Genomic DNA, 15,388 nt, shown 5'->3' on the forward strand with positions numbered 1-15,388 from the left:
TTGGCAATTGCCAGCGGCGCGGAGCCGTTGCTAAAAGGCGGCGATACCACTTCGCAATTCCCGCTCAAGCGCAGGAGATTATTCATGTCGGTCGATGCCGATACCGTGCGGCGCATTGGACATTTGGCCCGCATCCGCATTTCCGAGGACGAGGTTGCAGCCTATGAGGGCGAACTGAACGCGATCCTGGGGTTTGTCGAGCAATTGGGTGAGGTCGATGTTGCCGGCGTCGAGCCTATGACCTCGGTGACTCCGATGGTGTTGCGCCGGCGCGAGGACGGGGTGACCGATGGCGGCTATCCCGAAAAGATCGTCGCCAACGCACCGCTTTCGGAAGACAATTTCTTCATGGTGCCCAAGGTCGTGGAGTAAGGCCCCCCATGGCCGTCGCAGTCGCCGTCGAAACGCCATTGCAAGACGAGGTGCGCGCGCTGATCGCGGCCCTCAATGCGCATCTTCAGCCGCTCTCACCGCCCGAATTCCAGTTTCAAATGACGGTCGAACAGATGTCGGATGCCGATACGACCGTCTTTGTCGCTCGCGATGAGGCGGGCCGTGCGATCGGCTGCGGCGCGCTTCGCATGCATGGAGATGGGCTTGCGGAGGTGAAGCGCATGTACACGCTACCTCAAGTCCGCGGGAAACGGGTGGGGGTGGCATTGCTCGAGGCGATCACAGCTTTGGCGCGAGAGAAGGGCGTTAGGACGCTTAAACTCGAAACCGGCAATACGTCGGGTTTTGAGCCAGCCTGGCGCCTTTATGAACGTGCGGGATTTACGCGCTGCGCCGCGTTTCTCGATTATCCCGACAGTGAATATTCTGCTTTCTACGAAAAAGCGCTTTAGCGCTCGAAAAGGATTTGTCCGTGACCGATCTTACCCATTTAAGCCTCAAGGATTTGCGCGACGGCATCGCGACGAAGGATTTTACTTCGCTCGAAGCGACTGACGCTTATATCGCGGCAATCGAAGCCGGGAACGAAAAACTCAATGCTTATGTCGCAGTGACTGCCGATCAGGCGCGCGAAATGGCGAAGGCGAGCGATGAAAAGATCGCGAAGGGCGAGGGCGGCGCGCTCGAGGGGGTACCGCTGGGGATCAAGGATCTGTTCGCGACGAAGGGCGTGCATACCCAGGCGGCGAGCCACATCCTCGATGGGTTCAAGCCCGAGTACGAATCGACCGTGACCTCCAATCTCTGGCGCGATGGCGCAGTGATGCTGGGCAAGCTCAACATGGACGAGTTTGCCATGGGGTCGTCGAACGAGACGTCGTACTACGGCCCGGTCGTCAATCCTTGGCGGGGTACGGGCGGCAACAAGGATCTTGTGCCGGGCGGATCGTCCGGCGGCTCGGCGGCGGCTGTGTCCGCGTGGCTCTGTGCCGGGGCGACCGCGACCGATACAGGCGGATCCATCCGCCAGCCGGCAGCGTTCACGGGCACTGTGGGGATCAAGCCGACTTACGGGCGCTGCTCGCGCTGGGGGATTGTGGCGTTCGCCTCCTCGCTCGATCAGGCCGGACCGATTGCCCGGACAGTCGAGGACAGCGCGATCCTGCTGCAGTCGATGGCCGGGTTCGATCCCAAGGATTCGACGAGCGCGGAACTCGCTGTTCCGGATTTTGCCGCCGCGGTGGAACGTGGTGTGAAGGGGCTGACGATCGGGGTTCCGAAGGAATACCGGATGGACGGGATGCCCGAGGAAATCGAAACGCTCTGGCATCAGGGGCTCGAATGGCTCAAGGCCGAGGGAGCGACGGTCAAGGATATCTCCTTGCCGAATACCAAATACGCGCTGCCCGCCTATTACATTGTGGCGCCGGCGGAGGCGTCGTCGAACCTAGCGCGGTATGATGGGGTGAAATACGGCCTCAGGGTTTCGGGCAAGGACATCACGGACATGTACGAGCTTTCCCGCGCCGAAGGGTTTGGGCGTGAGGTCAAGCGGCGGGTGATGATCGGGACCTATGTGCTTTCGGCGGGCTATTACGATGCCTATTACGTCCGTGCACAGAAGGTGCGCACACTCATCAAGAAGGATTTCGAGGATGCGTTTGCTGCCGGTGTCGATGCGATTCTGACGCCGGCGACGCCTTCGGCGGCGTTCGGGATCGCGGATCAGGACCTCCACGCCGATCCGGTCAAGATGTATCTCAACGACATCTTCACGGTGACCGTCAACATGGCCGGTTTGCCGGGCATCGCCGTGCCGGCAGGCAAGGATGGGCAGGGACTGCCCCTGGGGCTGCAGCTCATCGGCAAGCCGTTCGACGAGGAAACGCTTTTCGCCGCCGGCCGGGTGATCGAAAAGAGTGCGGGGCAAGACTTCTCGCCCGAAAAGTGGTGGTGATCGGACAGGCCCAATTCGAGGATCTGATTGCGGCCGGGCAACCGGTTGAAGGTTCGGACCTGTCGGAGATCGACTGGTCCGATTTGCCGGCCGGCGCAATTATTCTGCGCGATTGCACATTATCGAATGCGCGCGTTATCGACGCCGATCTCTCCGGTACACAGTTCGAGAGATGCCGGTTCACGAAGGTAGGGTTTCCCGGCGCAAATCTCACCGATGCCGTCTTCCGCGACTGCGCGTTCTTTGACGCCGAAAGCGGCGAAGGCTGCGATTTCGGGCGCGCCAATCTCGAAGGCGCGATCTTCGAGGGTGGCAATCTCGCCGTGAGCCGGTTCCCTCATGCGCGGCTCTACGATGCCGCGTTCCGCCGGTGCAAGGCGCAGGGGACGGATTTCGAGAACGCGGATTTTTCCAAGTCAATCGGTGGCCGAACGGCGATTTCGCGCGTGGTTTTCGAGATGGCGATCCTCGATATGGTATCGTTTCGTGATGCCAAGCTGGACGATTGCGTCTTTGCCGAGTGCAGTCTGAGGCAGTCCGACTTCAGCGGAAGCACGCTCGCGAGCGCCGACATGCGTGACTGCGATCTTTCCGAAGGCAATTTTGCCAATGCCGTTCTGGACAATGCCGACCTGCGCGGGGCGACGGTTTTCGGGCTGGACGTGACCCGGCTGGTGAGTTTTGAGGGACTCAAGCTGACGCCTGAGCAATTGTCCGATGTGGTCAAGCCGCTCGGCATACGCGTCTTTCCGCAGTAGGGGACGGATATTGCGCTAACGGTTCCAAGCGTCTAACTGGGAGCGAAACGAAGCGTTTTTGAGATAGATATGGCTGCCAATATCTTCACCACCCTCGAATGGTCCGAACCGCCCAAGGATTTGAGCCTCCCCCTACAGGCGCTCTGGTGGGTCAAGAAGGGCGAATTCCGCATGGGCCCCGAATGGGAGGAGGCGCATCGGATTGTTCAGCAGATGGAGGGTGTGCAGGCGTTTGACTGGGTGCACGCGCTGTTGCATTGGATCGAGGCGGATATGGGCAATGCCGATTACTGGTATCGCCGCGCCGGCAAGAAGCGTTCTACCCCTTCCGTGGCCAAGGAATGGGAACATATGGCGCTGACGCTGAGCGAGGGTGCCCAATAGGAGCGCGGCCGAAACCGCGCCCCAAGAATTTCTAGCGATTGTCCGGCTGGCTACGGACCAATTCAATGCCCCGGCGCGTGATGCGGTATGGGCCGCCGTTATGTGAGGCGATCGTTTTGCGGCGCCTGAGTTTTTTGAAAAGGTGCATGCCGCACTGGGTCATAAGCCATCCGTCGCGGTTGTAGCACTCGATATCGATGATTTTGCCGCGTTCGTCCTTGAGCGGCACGATACGACCGCCCTGTGCGAGTGCGTGGAGCACCCGCTGTTCGTCTTTGGAGATATCCATTTTCGAAAGTCTGTCTGCTGATGGGCAGCGCTTAATTTGCGCCGCCACTGGCCAAACGACCTCATTCCGCCCGCGAAGCGCGGGAGGACGAGGGGTTCGAAATATCAGCCCCACCCTTGCGGGCGAGGCCTCATCAGAGCTCAGACAGTGTAAACATAGGCCAGTAGGATATCCGGCGCGTCGCGTTTTGGGAAGAAACCTCGCACGGTGTGGTTGTTTTTCGGAGCGTGGCGATGCACACCTGCATCAGTTTTGATCCGGAACTGGAATGAAAAAAGATGACCGCCAGCAAATTACCCGCCGAATGCGAAACCAAGGAAGACGTCCGCGCCGAGATCGACCGGATCGATCAGGCGCTTCTTGCGCTTTTTGCTGAGCGGCATGGTTATGTGACACGCATGGCGGAGATCAAGACGGACCCGCACGAAGCCTACGATCCGGTGCGGATCGAGGCGATGATCGCGAGGGTGCGGGAGCGGGCGGTTGGGCTTGATCTGGACGAGGATCAGGCGGAGCTGATCTGGCGAACATTAATTGATTGGAATATCAATTACGAAAAGGGCATCATTATCGGGCGAACCCGGAACCGGTAGAGACCAGAATGCTCGACCACCTCACATTGCGGCGTGCTTCGATTGCAGAGGCCGACAAGCTCGGCAAGCTGGCATTCGCCGCTTGGGATTCGAGCATGCGCCATATCCTTGCCGCCGATTCCGAAAGGGGAATTGAGGCGGATCGGCAAGCGTTGCTGCTGGCGTTTCAGCTTTTCTGCATCAATGCCTCGCCCGCGATTACGGTTGCCGAGGACGAAGGTGCGCTGATCGGCTGGGGCGCGCGCGATCCGATGAGCGCTTATATCTCGGACCTCTGGGTTGGCCCGGCCTATCAACGGCACGGGGTTGGCCGTTCGCTTCTGCATGCGGTCGAGCACGATATTTTCAAGGCCGGGCACGATGTCGCCGTCCTTGAGACCCACGCTGAAAATGGCGGCGCGATTCGGTTTTATGCCCGAGAGGGCTATGAGATCGTCTGGCGCGGCGTCAAATTCTCCCGGCTGCTGGGCCAGCGCATCGAAAAAGTGCGCATGGAAAAGCAACTGGTGGTCACGACCCACTAGTTTCCCTTCCTCATTTCCGCTATCCCCGTTTCTATCATTTCCGCGCAATCCGCGCAGCGCTTGTTTCAATCTCAATAGGCCAAGTTCCGCATGAGCATTGTCGATACCCGCACGCCCAACCCGAAATATTTCATTGCCGGAGCAACCGGCGATTGGGAGATGGTCATCGGGATGGAGGTGCACGCTCAAGTCACCTCCGAAGCGAAGTTGTTTTCCGGCTCCTCGACTGAATTTGGCCGGCCGCCTAACTCGAACGTCAGCTTTGTCGACGCGGCGATGCCAGGCATGCTGCCGGTCATCAACGATGAGTGCGTCCGTCAGGCTGTGAGGACAGGCCTTGGGTTGAAGGCCCAGATCAACAAACGTTCGGTTTTCGACCGGAAGAACTATTTCTATCCGGATTTGCCGCAGGGCTATCAGATCTCGCAGTACAAGGACCCGATCGTCGGGGAGGGCAAGGTATTGCTCGACCTTGGCGAGGATGGCGAAGTCGAGATCGGGATCGAGCGATTGCATCTGGAGCAGGATGCCGGCAAGTCGATTCACGACCAGCATCCCAATATGAGCTTCGTCGATCTCAACCGGTCCGGCGTGGCGCTGATGGAGATCGTCTCCAAGCCCGATCTCCGGTCTTCCGATGAGGCGAAAGCCTATCTTTCCAAGCTGCGGACGATCCTGCGGTATCTGGGAACCTGCGACGGGAATATGGAGCAGGGCTCCATGCGCGCAGATATCAACGTGTCGGTGCGGCGTCCGGGGGGTGAGTTCGGCACGCGGTGCGAGATCAAGAACGTCAACTCGGTGCGGTTTGCCGGGCAGGCGATCGAATACGAGGCGCGGCGGCAGATTGATATTCTTGAAGACGGCGGCATCATCGATCAGGAAACCCGGCTGTTCGACCCCAAGAGCGGGCAGACCCGGTCGATGCGCTCCAAGGAAGAGGCGCACGATTATCGCTACTTCCCCGATCCGGACCTCTTGCCGCTCGAATTCGATGATACGTTTATCCAGGATCTGGCGGCTCATCTGCCGGAGTTACCCGACGAAAAGAGGGCGCGGTTTATCGAGAGCTTCGGTATTTCGCATTATGATGCGAGCGTGCTCGTCGCCGACCGTGATTCCGCGGATTTCTTCGAAGCTGTGGCCAAGGGGCGGGACGGCAAGCTGGCTGCGAACTGGGTTATCAACGAACTCTTCGGCCGGCTTAACAAGGACGGCACGGCTGTGACCGACAGCCCCGTCAGTGCGGAACAGCTTGGCGGGATCGTCGATCTCATCTCCAACGGCGAGATTTCGGGCAAAATCGCCAAGGACCTTTTCGAGATTGTCTGGTCCGAAGGTGGCGACCCGGCGAAAATCGTCGAAGAGCGTGGCATGAAGCAGGTCTCGGATACCGGCGCTATCGAGAAGATCGTTGACGAGATCATTTCGGGGAACCCTGGCCAGGTCGAGAAGGTCAAGGACAAGCCGGGTCTTCTGGGCTGGTTCGTTGGGCAGGTCATGAAACAGACTGGCGGCAAGGCGAACCCCCAGGCTGTGAACGAAATCTTGAAGGCAAAACTCGGGCTGGATTAGGAACGGGATCAGGTGCCGGGCCGTTCATCGTGCAATCACCGAATGGAGGTTTGCGATGAACAGGCCAGCGCCAGAACCCAATCCGGTTCCACCGCAGCCCGGGCCCGACCCCGTGCCGCCGCGTCCGGATAGCCCGGTTCCCAACCCGCACGATCCGCAGCCGCAGCCGGAGCCAGGACAGCCCAGCGAGCCCTATCCGGAAATTCCGCCCGAACCGACGCCTACGCCGCCACAACCGGAAACCTGGCCGGAGCGCTCATAGCGCGCGGGCGCGCTTGAGGCCGAGCCATTGGGGCAGGCGGCCATCGATCAGCAATAGGCCGGTGAAGATTACCAGCATGCCCAGAATGTGTGTGGGCAGAATCACTTCGCCCAAAAGGCTCACGCCGAGGATGATCGCGGAGATTGGGGCAACGAGTGTGGTCGTGGCGAAGTTGGTGGCACCGACGCGGGGCAGGATGCGGTACATGATCTGGAAGGTGAAGGCCGTCGAGACGAGGCCGATGGCGAGCGCGGAGAACCATGTTTCCGCAAGCGTCGGCGTGGGGACGCCTTCGCCGATCAGTGCGACTGGGATGGCCGCGAGGCTTGCGCCGGTGAAGGCGAGGGTTGCGAAGGTTGTCGGTTCGACGTGCTTAAAGCTGCGGGTGATGTTGAGGGCAACCGCGTAGCAAAGCGTCGGGATGAAGCACACGCCCATGGCCCAGAGGCTGGAATGGCCTCCGGCGGCCAGGGCTGGCGAGGCAAGGATCGCCGCGCCGGTGAAGCCGAAGACGACACCAAGGCTCTTCCAGCGGGTCGCCTTTTCGCCGCCGATCCAGAAATGCGAAACGATAACCGTGGTGACGGGTGTCAGGGCGTTGATGATCGCGGCAACGCCGCTGGCAAGGTGTTCCTGCGCGAGGGGGAACAGGGCAAAGGGGAGGGCGTAAGTGAGCGCGCCGAGGAGACCGAGCTGTACCCACAGCTTACCGTCCCGTGGCAAAGGCTTGCGCAGCACGAACTGAATGCCCCAGCAGCCGATGGCAGCGATACCGACGCGGAAGCCCGAGACCCACAATGGGCCGAGTTCCCGGATCAGCACGGCGTTGAAAATGAAGGAGCAGCCCCAGATGGCGCCCAGGGCGATGATCCAGAGCCAGTCGCGAATCGCCATCGGAATATCCCTGCCGGTAAAAAGCGAACGCTATCCGCAGCGTTCGATGAAGTCGAAGCACAATTGGCGATGACAGATATCAATCTTGCTGATGGTAGTCCGCATTTCTCACACTCATTGCGCCCTGCGTCGGATTTTCTCGCGCCGCACCCGTATGCGACTCGCCAAAATCCGACCCGAAGGGCCGCTTGAAAATGGCGACAGGGTGCGTCAGAAAGCTTGCACGATGTCCCGCATCGCACTGCGCTTCCTTCCTGCCCTCTCGCCATTTTGAAGCGGCGCAGGGCGCAAGGAGTGTGAGAAATGCGGGCTAGCGACCCGGTTTTTACGCCGGGAGCGAACGGACCACATTCTGGTCCACGTCGAGCGCGACTTCGCCGGACGCAAGCATGCGGAGGGCTTCGGGATAAAGCTTGTGCTCTTCGATCAACACACGGGCCGCAAGGGTATCGGGCGTATCGCCCGGTGCGACCGGGACGCGAGCCTGCGCGATGACCGGGCCTTCATCGAGCCCCGGCGTGACGAAATGGACCGAGCAGCCATGTTCAGTCTCGCCGGAGGCAATGGCGCGGGCGTGGGTGTCTAGCCCACGGTATTTGGGCAGGAGCGAGGGGTGGATGTTGATCGCCTTGCCCTGCCAATGGGTTGTGAACTCGGGGGTGAGGATGCGCATGAAACCCGCAAGGCAGATGAAATCGGCGTGCCAATCTTCGAGGATGCCTGTGAGTGCGCTTTCGAAGTCGAGGCGTGTTTCGAACTTGCTTTGCGCGAGCGTTGCCGTGGGAATACCTTCGGTACGTGCGTATTCCAGGCCTGGCGCGGCAGCGCGGTTGGAGAAAACGCCAACAATTTTCGCTGGATAGTCTGGGTTCTTCGCGGCCTGGATCAATGCGGTCATGTTCGAACCGCGCCCCGAAATCAGGATTGCGACGCGCTTTTTCTCGCTCATAGGTCGAGTGTGCCCGAGAATTCGACCGCGTCGCCGGTGCGCTCAACGAGGTCGCCGATCACGGCTGCGGTTTCGCCTTCACCGCCCAGCAGGTTGACCAGCGTGTCGGCGTCTTTGGCGCCCACAGCGACGAGCATGCCGACGCCGCAGTTGAAGGTGCGCAACATTTCGCGCTCGGCGATACCGCCGGATTTGGCGAGCCAGCCGAACACCGCAGGCGTCGTCACGGCGCTGAGCTCCACGCGCGCGGCGAGATGCTCGGGCAGGACGCGGGGAATATTTTCCTGAAAGCCGCCACCGGTGATGTGCGCCAGCGCCTTGATGCTGAGGCCGGCCTTGAGCGCCGCAAGGATAGGTTTGACATAGATTTTTGTAGGCGTGAGCAGGGCTTCGCCAAGGCTCTGTTCCGGCGCGAAGGGCGCGGCGTCGGACCAGGCGAGGCCGGACATTTCGACGATCTTGCGCACGAGTGAGAAACCGTTCGAATGCAGGCCCGACGACGCAATGGCGACGAGCTTGTCGCCCGCTGCGATATCGGCGCGCGGCAGGAGCGTGTTACGCTCAGCGGCGCCGACGGCGAACCCTGCGAGATCGTAGTCGTCGCCCGCGTACATGCCCGGCATTTCGGCGGTCTCTCCGCCGAGGAGGGCGCACCCCGCCTGTCGGCAGCCTTCCGCGACGCCTTCGACGATGGCGGTACCGTGTTCGACATTGAGCGCGCCGGTGGCGAAATAGTCGAGGAAGAAGAGCGGTTCGGCGCCCTGGACGACGATATCGTTGACGCACATTGCGACAAGGTCGATGCCAACGGTGTTATGTACCCCAGCGGCGATAGCGATGCGCAGCTTGGTGCCCACCCCATCGTTAGCCGCCACGAGAACGGGATCGGTAAAGCCAGCGGCTTTTAAATCGAACAGTCCGCCGAACCCGCCGATCTCACCGTCCGCGCCTGGCCTGCGAGTGGATTTGACCGCCGGCTTGATCGCCTCGACAAGTGCGTTGCCGGCGTCGATATCGACCCCCGCCTGCTTGTAGGAGAGACCGTTTGATGGCACGAAAGGGGTGTCGGACATGGGGTAGGACCATTTCCACTGTGCTGCCCACAGCTTTTGCCCAGGGCAACAGATTGACGTTGATCGCCTCGTATGGGGGCTATAATCGAAGGCTGATAGCGGCTCGCCGCGCATCGCGCAAGGACAGTCCCCGCATGACACTGCAGAATCAGATCAAAGCCTGGATCGCACTCATGGCGGTCACCGGTGTGCTGCTGTGGGTATTCCGGGGCATTCTTTTGCCTTTTGTGATCGGGATCGCGCTCGCTTACCTGCTCAACCCGATTGTGGAGTGGTTGGAAAAGCATCACGTTAGGCGGAGCATCGGGACGCTTCTCGTTATGCTTATCGTCCTGTTTCTGGTGGTTGCTGCAGTGCTGCTCATTGTGCCGCTGATCTTGCAGCAGGTATTCGGGTTGCTGCAGAATCTGCCGAACTATGTCGTGCAGTTGCAGGGGTTTATTGAAACACAGGCACCCCGGCTCGAACAATGGATCGGCGCCGACCGCATGGCCGAGCTCGAGAGCGGGCTCGAGCAGATGTTTTCCGACAGCATCGGCATGCTTACCAACATCACCGGGCAGATCGTCCAGTCGGGCGCCAGCATCGTCAATACACTCGGCATCATGATCGTCACCCCGGTCGTGGCATTCTATGTGCTCGTGGACTGGCACAAGATGGTCGAGAGCGTCGACAATCTGTTTCCGCCCAAGCACAAGACAGAGATTCGCGCATTGTTCGCCGATATGGACGTGGCGCTGGCGGGCTTCGTTCGCGGGCAGGGGGCAGTGGTTCTGGTTCTCGCGATTTATTACGGGGCGGCGCTATCGCTTGCAGGGCTGAGTTTTGGGCTTGCCATTGGCATAATTGCCGGACTTTTCAGCTTCATTCCCTATGTCGGGGCGCTTATCGGATTCGTCTTGTCGATCGGGGTCGCGCTCGTGCAGTTCTGGCCGGACTGGATTTCGATTTCGGTCATTCTCGCGATCTATCTGTTCGGCCAGTTCCTGGAGGGCAACATCCTTTATCCCAAGCTCGTCGGATCGAGCATCGGGGTGCATCCGGTCTGGCTGATGTTTGCGCTTTTCGCCTTTGCCGTGCTGTTCGGTGCGGTCGGTGTTATCGTGGCTGTGCCCCTCGCGGCGATTTCCGGGGTGCTGATGCGCTGGGCGGTGACCAAATACAAGGCTAGCCCGCTTTACGACCCGGATTACAAGGTTTTGCCGTCCGGGCAGGTCGTGGAGAAGGACGATGCAGGCAAAAGCGGTTAAACCGATGGTTGCCGAGGATAGCGACCCCGGCGTCTGGCCCGAGGGCAAGACGCAGCTCGTGCTCAATCTGGGGCACGTTGCCGCGCAGACGGCGGACGATTTCATGGTGTGCGAGGGCAATCATCTTGCCTTCGAGCATATCTGTGCCTTTCCCAATTGGTCGGCGCCGCTTGCGCTAGTCGAGGGCGCGGCGAAATCGGGCAAATCGCACCTTGCGCGGATCTGGGTCGCGCAGAGCGATGCCGTCATTGCGGCTCCGGATACCGTCGAGAGCCTTGCCGCAGTGGGTGGAACGCGGCCAGTGCTCGTTGAGGATGCCGACCGGGCTGGCTATGACGAGGTGGGACTTTTTCATTTGCTCAACCAATCGATGCGGGACGAAAGGCCTCTGCTGATGACGGCGCGCATACCGATTGCCGAATGGCCTTACGTCACCAATGACGTCAAGTCCCGCGCGCGGCTCGCGGCCTGGTTCCCCCTGACAGCGCCCGATGACATCTTGTTGTCGCAGATGATGGTGAAACTGTTTGCCGACAGGCAGTTGTCGGTCGATCCGAAGGTGATTTCCTATCTTGCAGCGCGCATGGAACGCTCAAGTGAAGAGGTTGTTGCCCTGGTTTCGATCGCAGACAGGCTTGCGCTCTCGCGCGGCCGTGCGGTTACGCGGGCGATTGCCGCCGAGGCGCTGGCTCTGCGCGCCGCTGCTCGTCGAGACAAATCCGACACGGAAGGCTGAGGGCCGATACAATGGCTGATATGGTGCAGAACGAACATCTGGTCGAGGACACCACACCCGATATCTCCGCGTTGCGTGAGAGCCCGGCGCGGTTCGTCAACCGCGAGGTGTCCTGGCTACAATTCAATATGCGTGTCCTCGAGGAGGCGCAGAACGAGAGCCATCCGCTGCTTGAGCGGCTGCGTTTCGTCTCGATTTCGGCGAACAATCTCGATGAGTTCTTCATGGTTCGCGTCGCGGGGCTCAAGGGCCAGTTGCGGGCGGGGCTGCCGCGCGAGAGTGCTGATGGCATGACGCCAACCGAACAACTCGAGGAGATCGCGACGCTTGCCCAGCATTTGCATCTTGAACAACAGGATCAGTGGCAATCGATCCGGGAAGAGTTGGGCGAGCACAATATCGTCCTCCACGAGGAGGAGGATCTGACCTCCGAGCAGGTGGATTTCCTGCAGACGATTTTCCGCGAGGAAATCTTTCCGGTCCTCACGCCGATTGCCATCGATCCGGCGCACCCGTTCCCGTTCATCCCCAATCTGGGCTTTTCGCTCGCCTTCCAGCTCGACCGCGTTTCCGACAACTCGCGGCTCAACGCGCTTGTGCGCATTCCGGCCAATCTCGACCGCTTCATCAAGCTGCCGACCGATGCGATTTCCGACCGGCGCGTCGAGATGGTCACCGTCGAGACCATGGTCAAGGTCTTCTTTCACAAGATTTTCCCCGGCTACACAGTTGTCGGGTCGGGCGGGTTCCGTGTCGTGCGTGACAGCGAAATCGAGATCGATGACGAAGCTGCCGATCTGGTGGTGGAGTTCGAATCGGCGCTGCGTCAGCGCCGGCGCGGGCAGGTGATCCGGCTTGAGATCGACCGGTCCATGCCGCGTTCCTTGAAACGGTTGATTGCCGAAGAATTGCACATCACGGCCGAGGATACGTTCGAGGTCGACGGCTTCCTGGGACTCGCGGACGCGGGCAAGATTTGTGATCTCGACCGGCCCGAACTCAAGTTCCCACGCTATCACGCCCGCTTTCCCGAACGCATCCGGGACCATCACGGCGATTGCTTCGCTGCGATCCGGGAAAAGGATATTGTGGTTCACCATCCCTATGAGAGCTTCGACGTGGTCGCGCAGTTCATCGCGCAGGCGGCGCGGGATCCGGATGTTGTCGCGGTCAAACAGACGCTTTATCGGACGAGCAAGGACTCTCCGGTCGTCAAGGCGCTGATCGCGGCGGCGGAATCGGGGAAATCGGTGACCGCGCTGGTCGAGCTCAAGGCACGGTTCGACGAGGAGGCCAACATCCGCTGGGCGCGCGACCTCGAACGCGCGGGCGTGCAGGTCGTTTTCGGGTTCATCGAACTCAAAACCCACGCCAAGCTATCTCAGGTGGTCCGGCGCGAGCAGGGGCGGCTGGTGTCCTATTGCCATGTAGGCACGGGCAACTACCATCCCGTCACGGCCAAGATTTATACCGACTTGAGTTACTTCACCGCCGATCCAGCCATTACACGCGATGTCGCTCGGGTTTTCAATTTCATCACGGGCTATGCACGCCCAAGCGAACTTGAGGCGATCGCGATTTCGCCGATCTCACTGCGTACGCGGCTGCTTGAGCACATTGCGACGGAGACGGAATTGGCGAGCCGCGGCGAGCCGGCTACGATCTGGTTCAAGTGCAATTCGCTGGTTGATCCCGAGATCATCGACGCGCTCTACAATGCCAGCCAGGCGGGCGTGAAGATCGATTTGGTCATTCGCGGCATCTGTTGCCTGCGGCCCGGCATCCCCGGTTTTTCGGATAATATCCGGGTCAAATCGATTGTCGGACGGTTCCTCGAGCACTCGCGCATCTTCTGCTTCGGCAATGGCCGCGAGATGCCTTCGCGGGAGGCTGCGGTCTATATCTCTTCTGCCGATCTCATGCCACGTAACCTTGACTGGCGCGTCGAAACGCTCGTGCCGATCAAGAACAAGACTGTGCATAAGCAGATTCTCGATAGAATTATGGTCGCCAATTTGCGAGACAATCAGCAAAGCTGGGAGGTGCTGCCCGATGGCACCGCTCAGCGCATACATCCGGCCGAGGGCGAGGACGTATTCAACGCCCACGACTATTTTATGACGAATCCGTCGCTGTCAGGGCGCGGTAGTGCTTTGCACGGGGACCAAGATGACGACGAAGAGGATGCAGGTTGATCCGCTTCTGGAGCGTTGAATCCGATCCTGCTGCTCAGGGCCGGATCTCGGGGGCCAAGCCTGTTGCGGTCCTCGATATTGGATCGAATTCGGTTCGTCTGGTGGTTTATGAGCGTCCCGCGCGGGCGCTCACCGTCCTATACAACGAAAAGTCGGCCAGCGGGCTGGGCCGTGGCGTTGCCGCCACGGGCAAGCTCTCGCAGGCCAGTATGGCGCGGGCACTCAAGGCAGTTCGGCGTTTTGCCATGGTCTGCAAACTCACCGAGGTCGGCGATATTTATGTGATCGCGACGTCTGCGACGCGCGAAGCGGCGAACGGTCCGGAGTTCGTTCGCATCGTCGAAGAGGTGATCGGCGTTCCTGTTCGCGTGCTCTCAGGTGCCGAAGAGGCTCACTACGCCGCACTTGGTCTGGTTTCCGGCATGCCGGGGTTTGATGGTGTCATTGGCGATCTGGGCGGGGGCAGCCTCGAACTGGCCGCTGTCGCCGGGCGCGAAGATCGCGCAGGCGAGACACATGAGCTGGGCGCCATTCGCCTTCAGGACGACAGTGGTATGACGCCGGCGCGGGCCGTAGAAATCGCGCGTGAGCGGTTGGCGCGGTCCAAGGTACTTAAGGCCGGTCACTACAAGGCCTTCGGCGCTGTTGGCGGCACGTGGCGCGCACTTGCGAAACTGCATCAGGCGCGAACGAAATATCCGCTGCATATGGTGCAGGATTACACAGTGCCAGCCAAGGATATGCTTGAGTTGTGCGACTTGCTGGTTAAGGGCGACAAGAAGCCGCTTTCGGGCATGGACGCGGTCTCGCGGTCGCGCAAGGGACTGTTGCCGTATGGCGCTGCCGTGCTTGCTGAGGTGTTGCGGGCGGGGGATTTCGAGGAGGTCGTCTTCTCCGCTCTTGGTGTGCGTGAGGGATATCTTTTCGACCAGCTCGACCCGAATGAGAAATCCGCCGATCCACTCTTGCAGGCGACAGCGGAGATTTCCGCGCTGCGGTCGCGGGCGCCTGATTTTTCATCCGATCTGATCGAGGGCAGTAAGGCTCTTTTCGATATGATCGGGATCGCGGAAACCAGGGACGAAGAACGGCTGCGTATCGCGTCCTGCTATATCTCGGATATCGGATGGCGCGCCCATCCGGATTACAGGGGCGAGCAGAGTGTCGATATGGTGGCGTTTTCCGACATCATCGGCATCGGTCACCCCGGCCGGGCTTTTCTCGCGCAGACGCTGGCCTACCGCTATATGGGCTTCAAACAGAAAAGCGCGTCCGAGCGCCTTCTGGCACTAGCGGGCGAGGCGCTCAATGCTCGTGCGCGACTGCTTGGCGCTTTCTTCCGTGTCGCATATCCACTGACGGCGGCGATGCCGGGCATCCTGCCGCAGACGTCCTTCGCGGTGCGGGGCGAGACGCTCGTGTTGCGTCTGCCGGGTGATCTGGCCTTCCTCGATGGCGAGCGGCTCTATGGCCGGCACAAACAACTTGCCCAGGAGGCCGGGTTTAAAACTGGCGAGATCGAGGTCGGCTAGTAGCCAGCGTCATTGAAAATGACG

The 15,388-nt window shown here is 60.4% G+C and carries 16 protein-coding genes; 12 read left to right on the forward strand and 4 right to left on the reverse strand.

Translation table 11 applies throughout. From position 1 onward, the window contains the following. The first annotated feature begins 84 nt into the window (after positions 1–84). The 5 genes from gatC (at position 85) to LG281_RS01640 (ending at position 3,492) form a co-directional block, all read left to right on the forward strand. Entirely contained in the window at positions 85–372 is a 288-nt protein-coding gene (gene gatC, locus LG281_RS01620) for an Asp-tRNA(Asn)/Glu-tRNA(Gln) amidotransferase subunit GatC (RefSeq protein WP_404403711.1), read from the forward strand. Between the two features lie 8 nt (positions 373–380). Continuing rightward, entirely contained in the window at positions 381–845 is a 465-nt protein-coding gene (locus LG281_RS01625; RefSeq protein WP_404403713.1) for a GNAT family N-acetyltransferase, read from the forward strand. 20 nt (positions 846–865) lie between these two features. Then, positions 866–2,350, forward strand: a complete 1,485-nt coding sequence (gatA, locus tag LG281_RS01630; RefSeq protein WP_404403715.1) for an Asp-tRNA(Asn)/Glu-tRNA(Gln) amidotransferase subunit GatA — start codon at positions 866–868, stop codon at positions 2,348–2,350. Continuing rightward, entirely contained in the window at positions 2,347–3,108 is a 762-nt protein-coding gene (locus tag LG281_RS01635) for a pentapeptide repeat-containing protein (protein ID WP_404403717.1), read from the forward strand. The genes gatA and LG281_RS01635 overlap by 4 nt, the downstream gene beginning before the upstream one ends. 69 nt (positions 3,109–3,177) lie before the next feature. Beyond that, positions 3,178–3,492 carry a hypothetical protein gene (locus LG281_RS01640; RefSeq protein WP_404403719.1) on the forward strand — a complete coding sequence of 105 codons (315 nt, stop codon included), beginning with the start codon at positions 3,178–3,180 and terminating at the stop codon, positions 3,490–3,492. 31 nt (positions 3,493–3,523) lie between these two features. On the opposite strand, the gene LG281_RS01645 is transcribed toward LG281_RS01640, so the two are convergent. Further along, positions 3,524–3,781: a YjhX family toxin gene (locus LG281_RS01645; RefSeq protein ID WP_404403721.1), complete on the reverse strand. Its 258-nt coding sequence runs from the start codon at positions 3,779–3,781 to the stop codon at positions 3,524–3,526. Between the two features lie 278 nt (positions 3,782–4,059). On the opposite strand from LG281_RS01645, the gene LG281_RS01650 reads away from it, so the two are divergent. The 3 genes from LG281_RS01650 (at position 4,060) to gatB (ending at position 6,473) form a co-directional block, all read left to right on the forward strand. Further along, positions 4,060–4,374, forward strand: a complete 315-nt coding sequence (locus tag LG281_RS01650) for a chorismate mutase (protein ID WP_404403723.1) — start codon at positions 4,060–4,062, stop codon at positions 4,372–4,374. An 8-nt stretch (positions 4,375–4,382) separates the two neighbouring features. Then, positions 4,383–4,898, forward strand: a complete 516-nt coding sequence (locus tag LG281_RS01655; protein WP_404403725.1) for a GNAT family N-acetyltransferase — start codon at positions 4,383–4,385, stop codon at positions 4,896–4,898. A 90-nt stretch (positions 4,899–4,988) separates the two neighbouring features. Beyond that, a complete protein-coding gene (gene gatB / locus LG281_RS01660) occupies positions 4,989–6,473 on the forward strand; it encodes an Asp-tRNA(Asn)/Glu-tRNA(Gln) amidotransferase subunit GatB (protein WP_404403727.1) in 1,485 nt (494 codons plus the stop codon). A 256-nt stretch (positions 6,474–6,729) separates the two neighbouring features. On the opposite strand, the gene LG281_RS01665 is transcribed toward gatB, so the two are convergent. From LG281_RS01665 to purM, 3 genes are all read right to left on the reverse strand, one after another. Further along, positions 6,730–7,629 carry a DMT family transporter gene (locus tag LG281_RS01665; RefSeq protein ID WP_404403729.1) on the reverse strand — a complete coding sequence of 300 codons (900 nt, stop codon included), beginning with the start codon at positions 7,627–7,629 and terminating at the stop codon, positions 6,730–6,732. 325 nt (positions 7,630–7,954) lie between these two features. Continuing rightward, positions 7,955–8,578: a phosphoribosylglycinamide formyltransferase gene (gene purN, locus LG281_RS01670; RefSeq protein WP_404403731.1), complete on the reverse strand. Its 624-nt coding sequence runs from the start codon at positions 8,576–8,578 to the stop codon at positions 7,955–7,957. Continuing rightward, positions 8,575–9,651 (reverse strand): phosphoribosylformylglycinamidine cyclo-ligase, encoded by a 1,077-nt coding sequence (gene purM / locus LG281_RS01675; protein WP_404403733.1) that lies wholly within the window; start codon positions 9,649–9,651, stop codon positions 8,575–8,577. The genes purN and purM overlap by 4 nt, the downstream gene beginning before the upstream one ends. 134 nt (positions 9,652–9,785) lie before the next feature. On the opposite strand from purM, the gene LG281_RS01680 reads away from it, so the two are divergent. Genes LG281_RS01680 through LG281_RS01695 form a run of 4 tightly spaced genes read left to right on the forward strand, consistent with a single transcriptional unit; the run spans position 9,786 to position 15,364 of the window. Beyond that, positions 9,786–10,901, forward strand: coding sequence for an AI-2E family transporter (locus LG281_RS01680; RefSeq protein WP_404403735.1), 1,116 nt, complete (start codon positions 9,786–9,788; stop codon positions 10,899–10,901). Then, positions 10,882–11,637 carry a hypothetical protein gene (locus LG281_RS01685; protein ID WP_404403737.1) on the forward strand — a complete coding sequence of 252 codons (756 nt, stop codon included), beginning with the start codon at positions 10,882–10,884 and terminating at the stop codon, positions 11,635–11,637. The genes LG281_RS01680 and LG281_RS01685 overlap by 20 nt, the downstream gene beginning before the upstream one ends. A gap of 20 nt (positions 11,638–11,657) precedes the next feature. Next, on the forward strand, positions 11,658–13,832 hold the full coding sequence (locus tag LG281_RS01690; RefSeq protein WP_404406583.1) for an RNA degradosome polyphosphate kinase: 2,175 nt from the start codon (positions 11,658–11,660) through the stop codon (positions 13,830–13,832). Continuing rightward, on the forward strand, positions 13,829–15,364 hold the full coding sequence (locus tag LG281_RS01695; protein WP_404403739.1) for a Ppx/GppA family phosphatase: 1,536 nt from the start codon (positions 13,829–13,831) through the stop codon (positions 15,362–15,364). Before LG281_RS01690 ends, LG281_RS01695 begins: the two co-directional genes overlap by 4 nt. Positions 15,365–15,388 lie beyond the last annotated feature (24 nt).

This window comes from Pelagibacterium halotolerans, assembly GCF_044811015.1.
Classification (GTDB): Bacteria; Pseudomonadota; Alphaproteobacteria; order Rhizobiales; family Devosiaceae; genus Pelagibacterium; species Pelagibacterium halotolerans_A.

What these genes read in the sequence shown, in the direction of transcription:
- gatC (WP_404403711.1), top strand. Translation starts at nt 85, where the DNA reads ATGTCGGTCGATGCCGATACCGTGCGGCGCATTGGACATTTGGCCCGC.
- LG281_RS01625 (WP_404403713.1), top strand. Translation starts at nt 381, where the DNA reads ATGGCCGTCGCAGTCGCCGTCGAAACGCCATTGCAAGACGAGGTGCGC.
- LG281_RS01640 (WP_404403719.1), top strand. Translation starts at nt 3,178, where the DNA reads ATGGCTGCCAATATCTTCACCACCCTCGAATGGTCCGAACCGCCCAAG.
- LG281_RS01645 (WP_404403721.1), bottom strand. Translation starts at nt 3,781, where the DNA reads ATGGATATCTCCAAAGACGAACAGCGGGTGCTCCACGCACTCGCACAG.
- LG281_RS01650 (WP_404403723.1), top strand. Translation starts at nt 4,060, where the DNA reads ATGACCGCCAGCAAATTACCCGCCGAATGCGAAACCAAGGAAGACGTC.
- LG281_RS01655 (WP_404403725.1), top strand. Translation starts at nt 4,383, where the DNA reads ATGCTCGACCACCTCACATTGCGGCGTGCTTCGATTGCAGAGGCCGAC.
- gatB (WP_404403727.1), top strand. Translation starts at nt 4,989, where the DNA reads ATGAGCATTGTCGATACCCGCACGCCCAACCCGAAATATTTCATTGCC.
- LG281_RS01665 (WP_404403729.1), bottom strand. Translation starts at nt 7,629, where the DNA reads ATGGCGATTCGCGACTGGCTCTGGATCATCGCCCTGGGCGCCATCTGG.
- purN (WP_404403731.1), bottom strand. Translation starts at nt 8,578, where the DNA reads ATGAGCGAGAAAAAGCGCGTCGCAATCCTGATTTCGGGGCGCGGTTCG.
- purM (WP_404403733.1), bottom strand. Translation starts at nt 9,651, where the DNA reads ATGTCCGACACCCCTTTCGTGCCATCAAACGGTCTCTCCTACAAGCAG.
- LG281_RS01680 (WP_404403735.1), top strand. Translation starts at nt 9,786, where the DNA reads ATGACACTGCAGAATCAGATCAAAGCCTGGATCGCACTCATGGCGGTC.
- LG281_RS01685 (WP_404403737.1), top strand. Translation starts at nt 10,882, where the DNA reads ATGCAGGCAAAAGCGGTTAAACCGATGGTTGCCGAGGATAGCGACCCC.
- LG281_RS01690 (WP_404406583.1), top strand. Translation starts at nt 11,658, where the DNA reads ATGGTGCAGAACGAACATCTGGTCGAGGACACCACACCCGATATCTCC.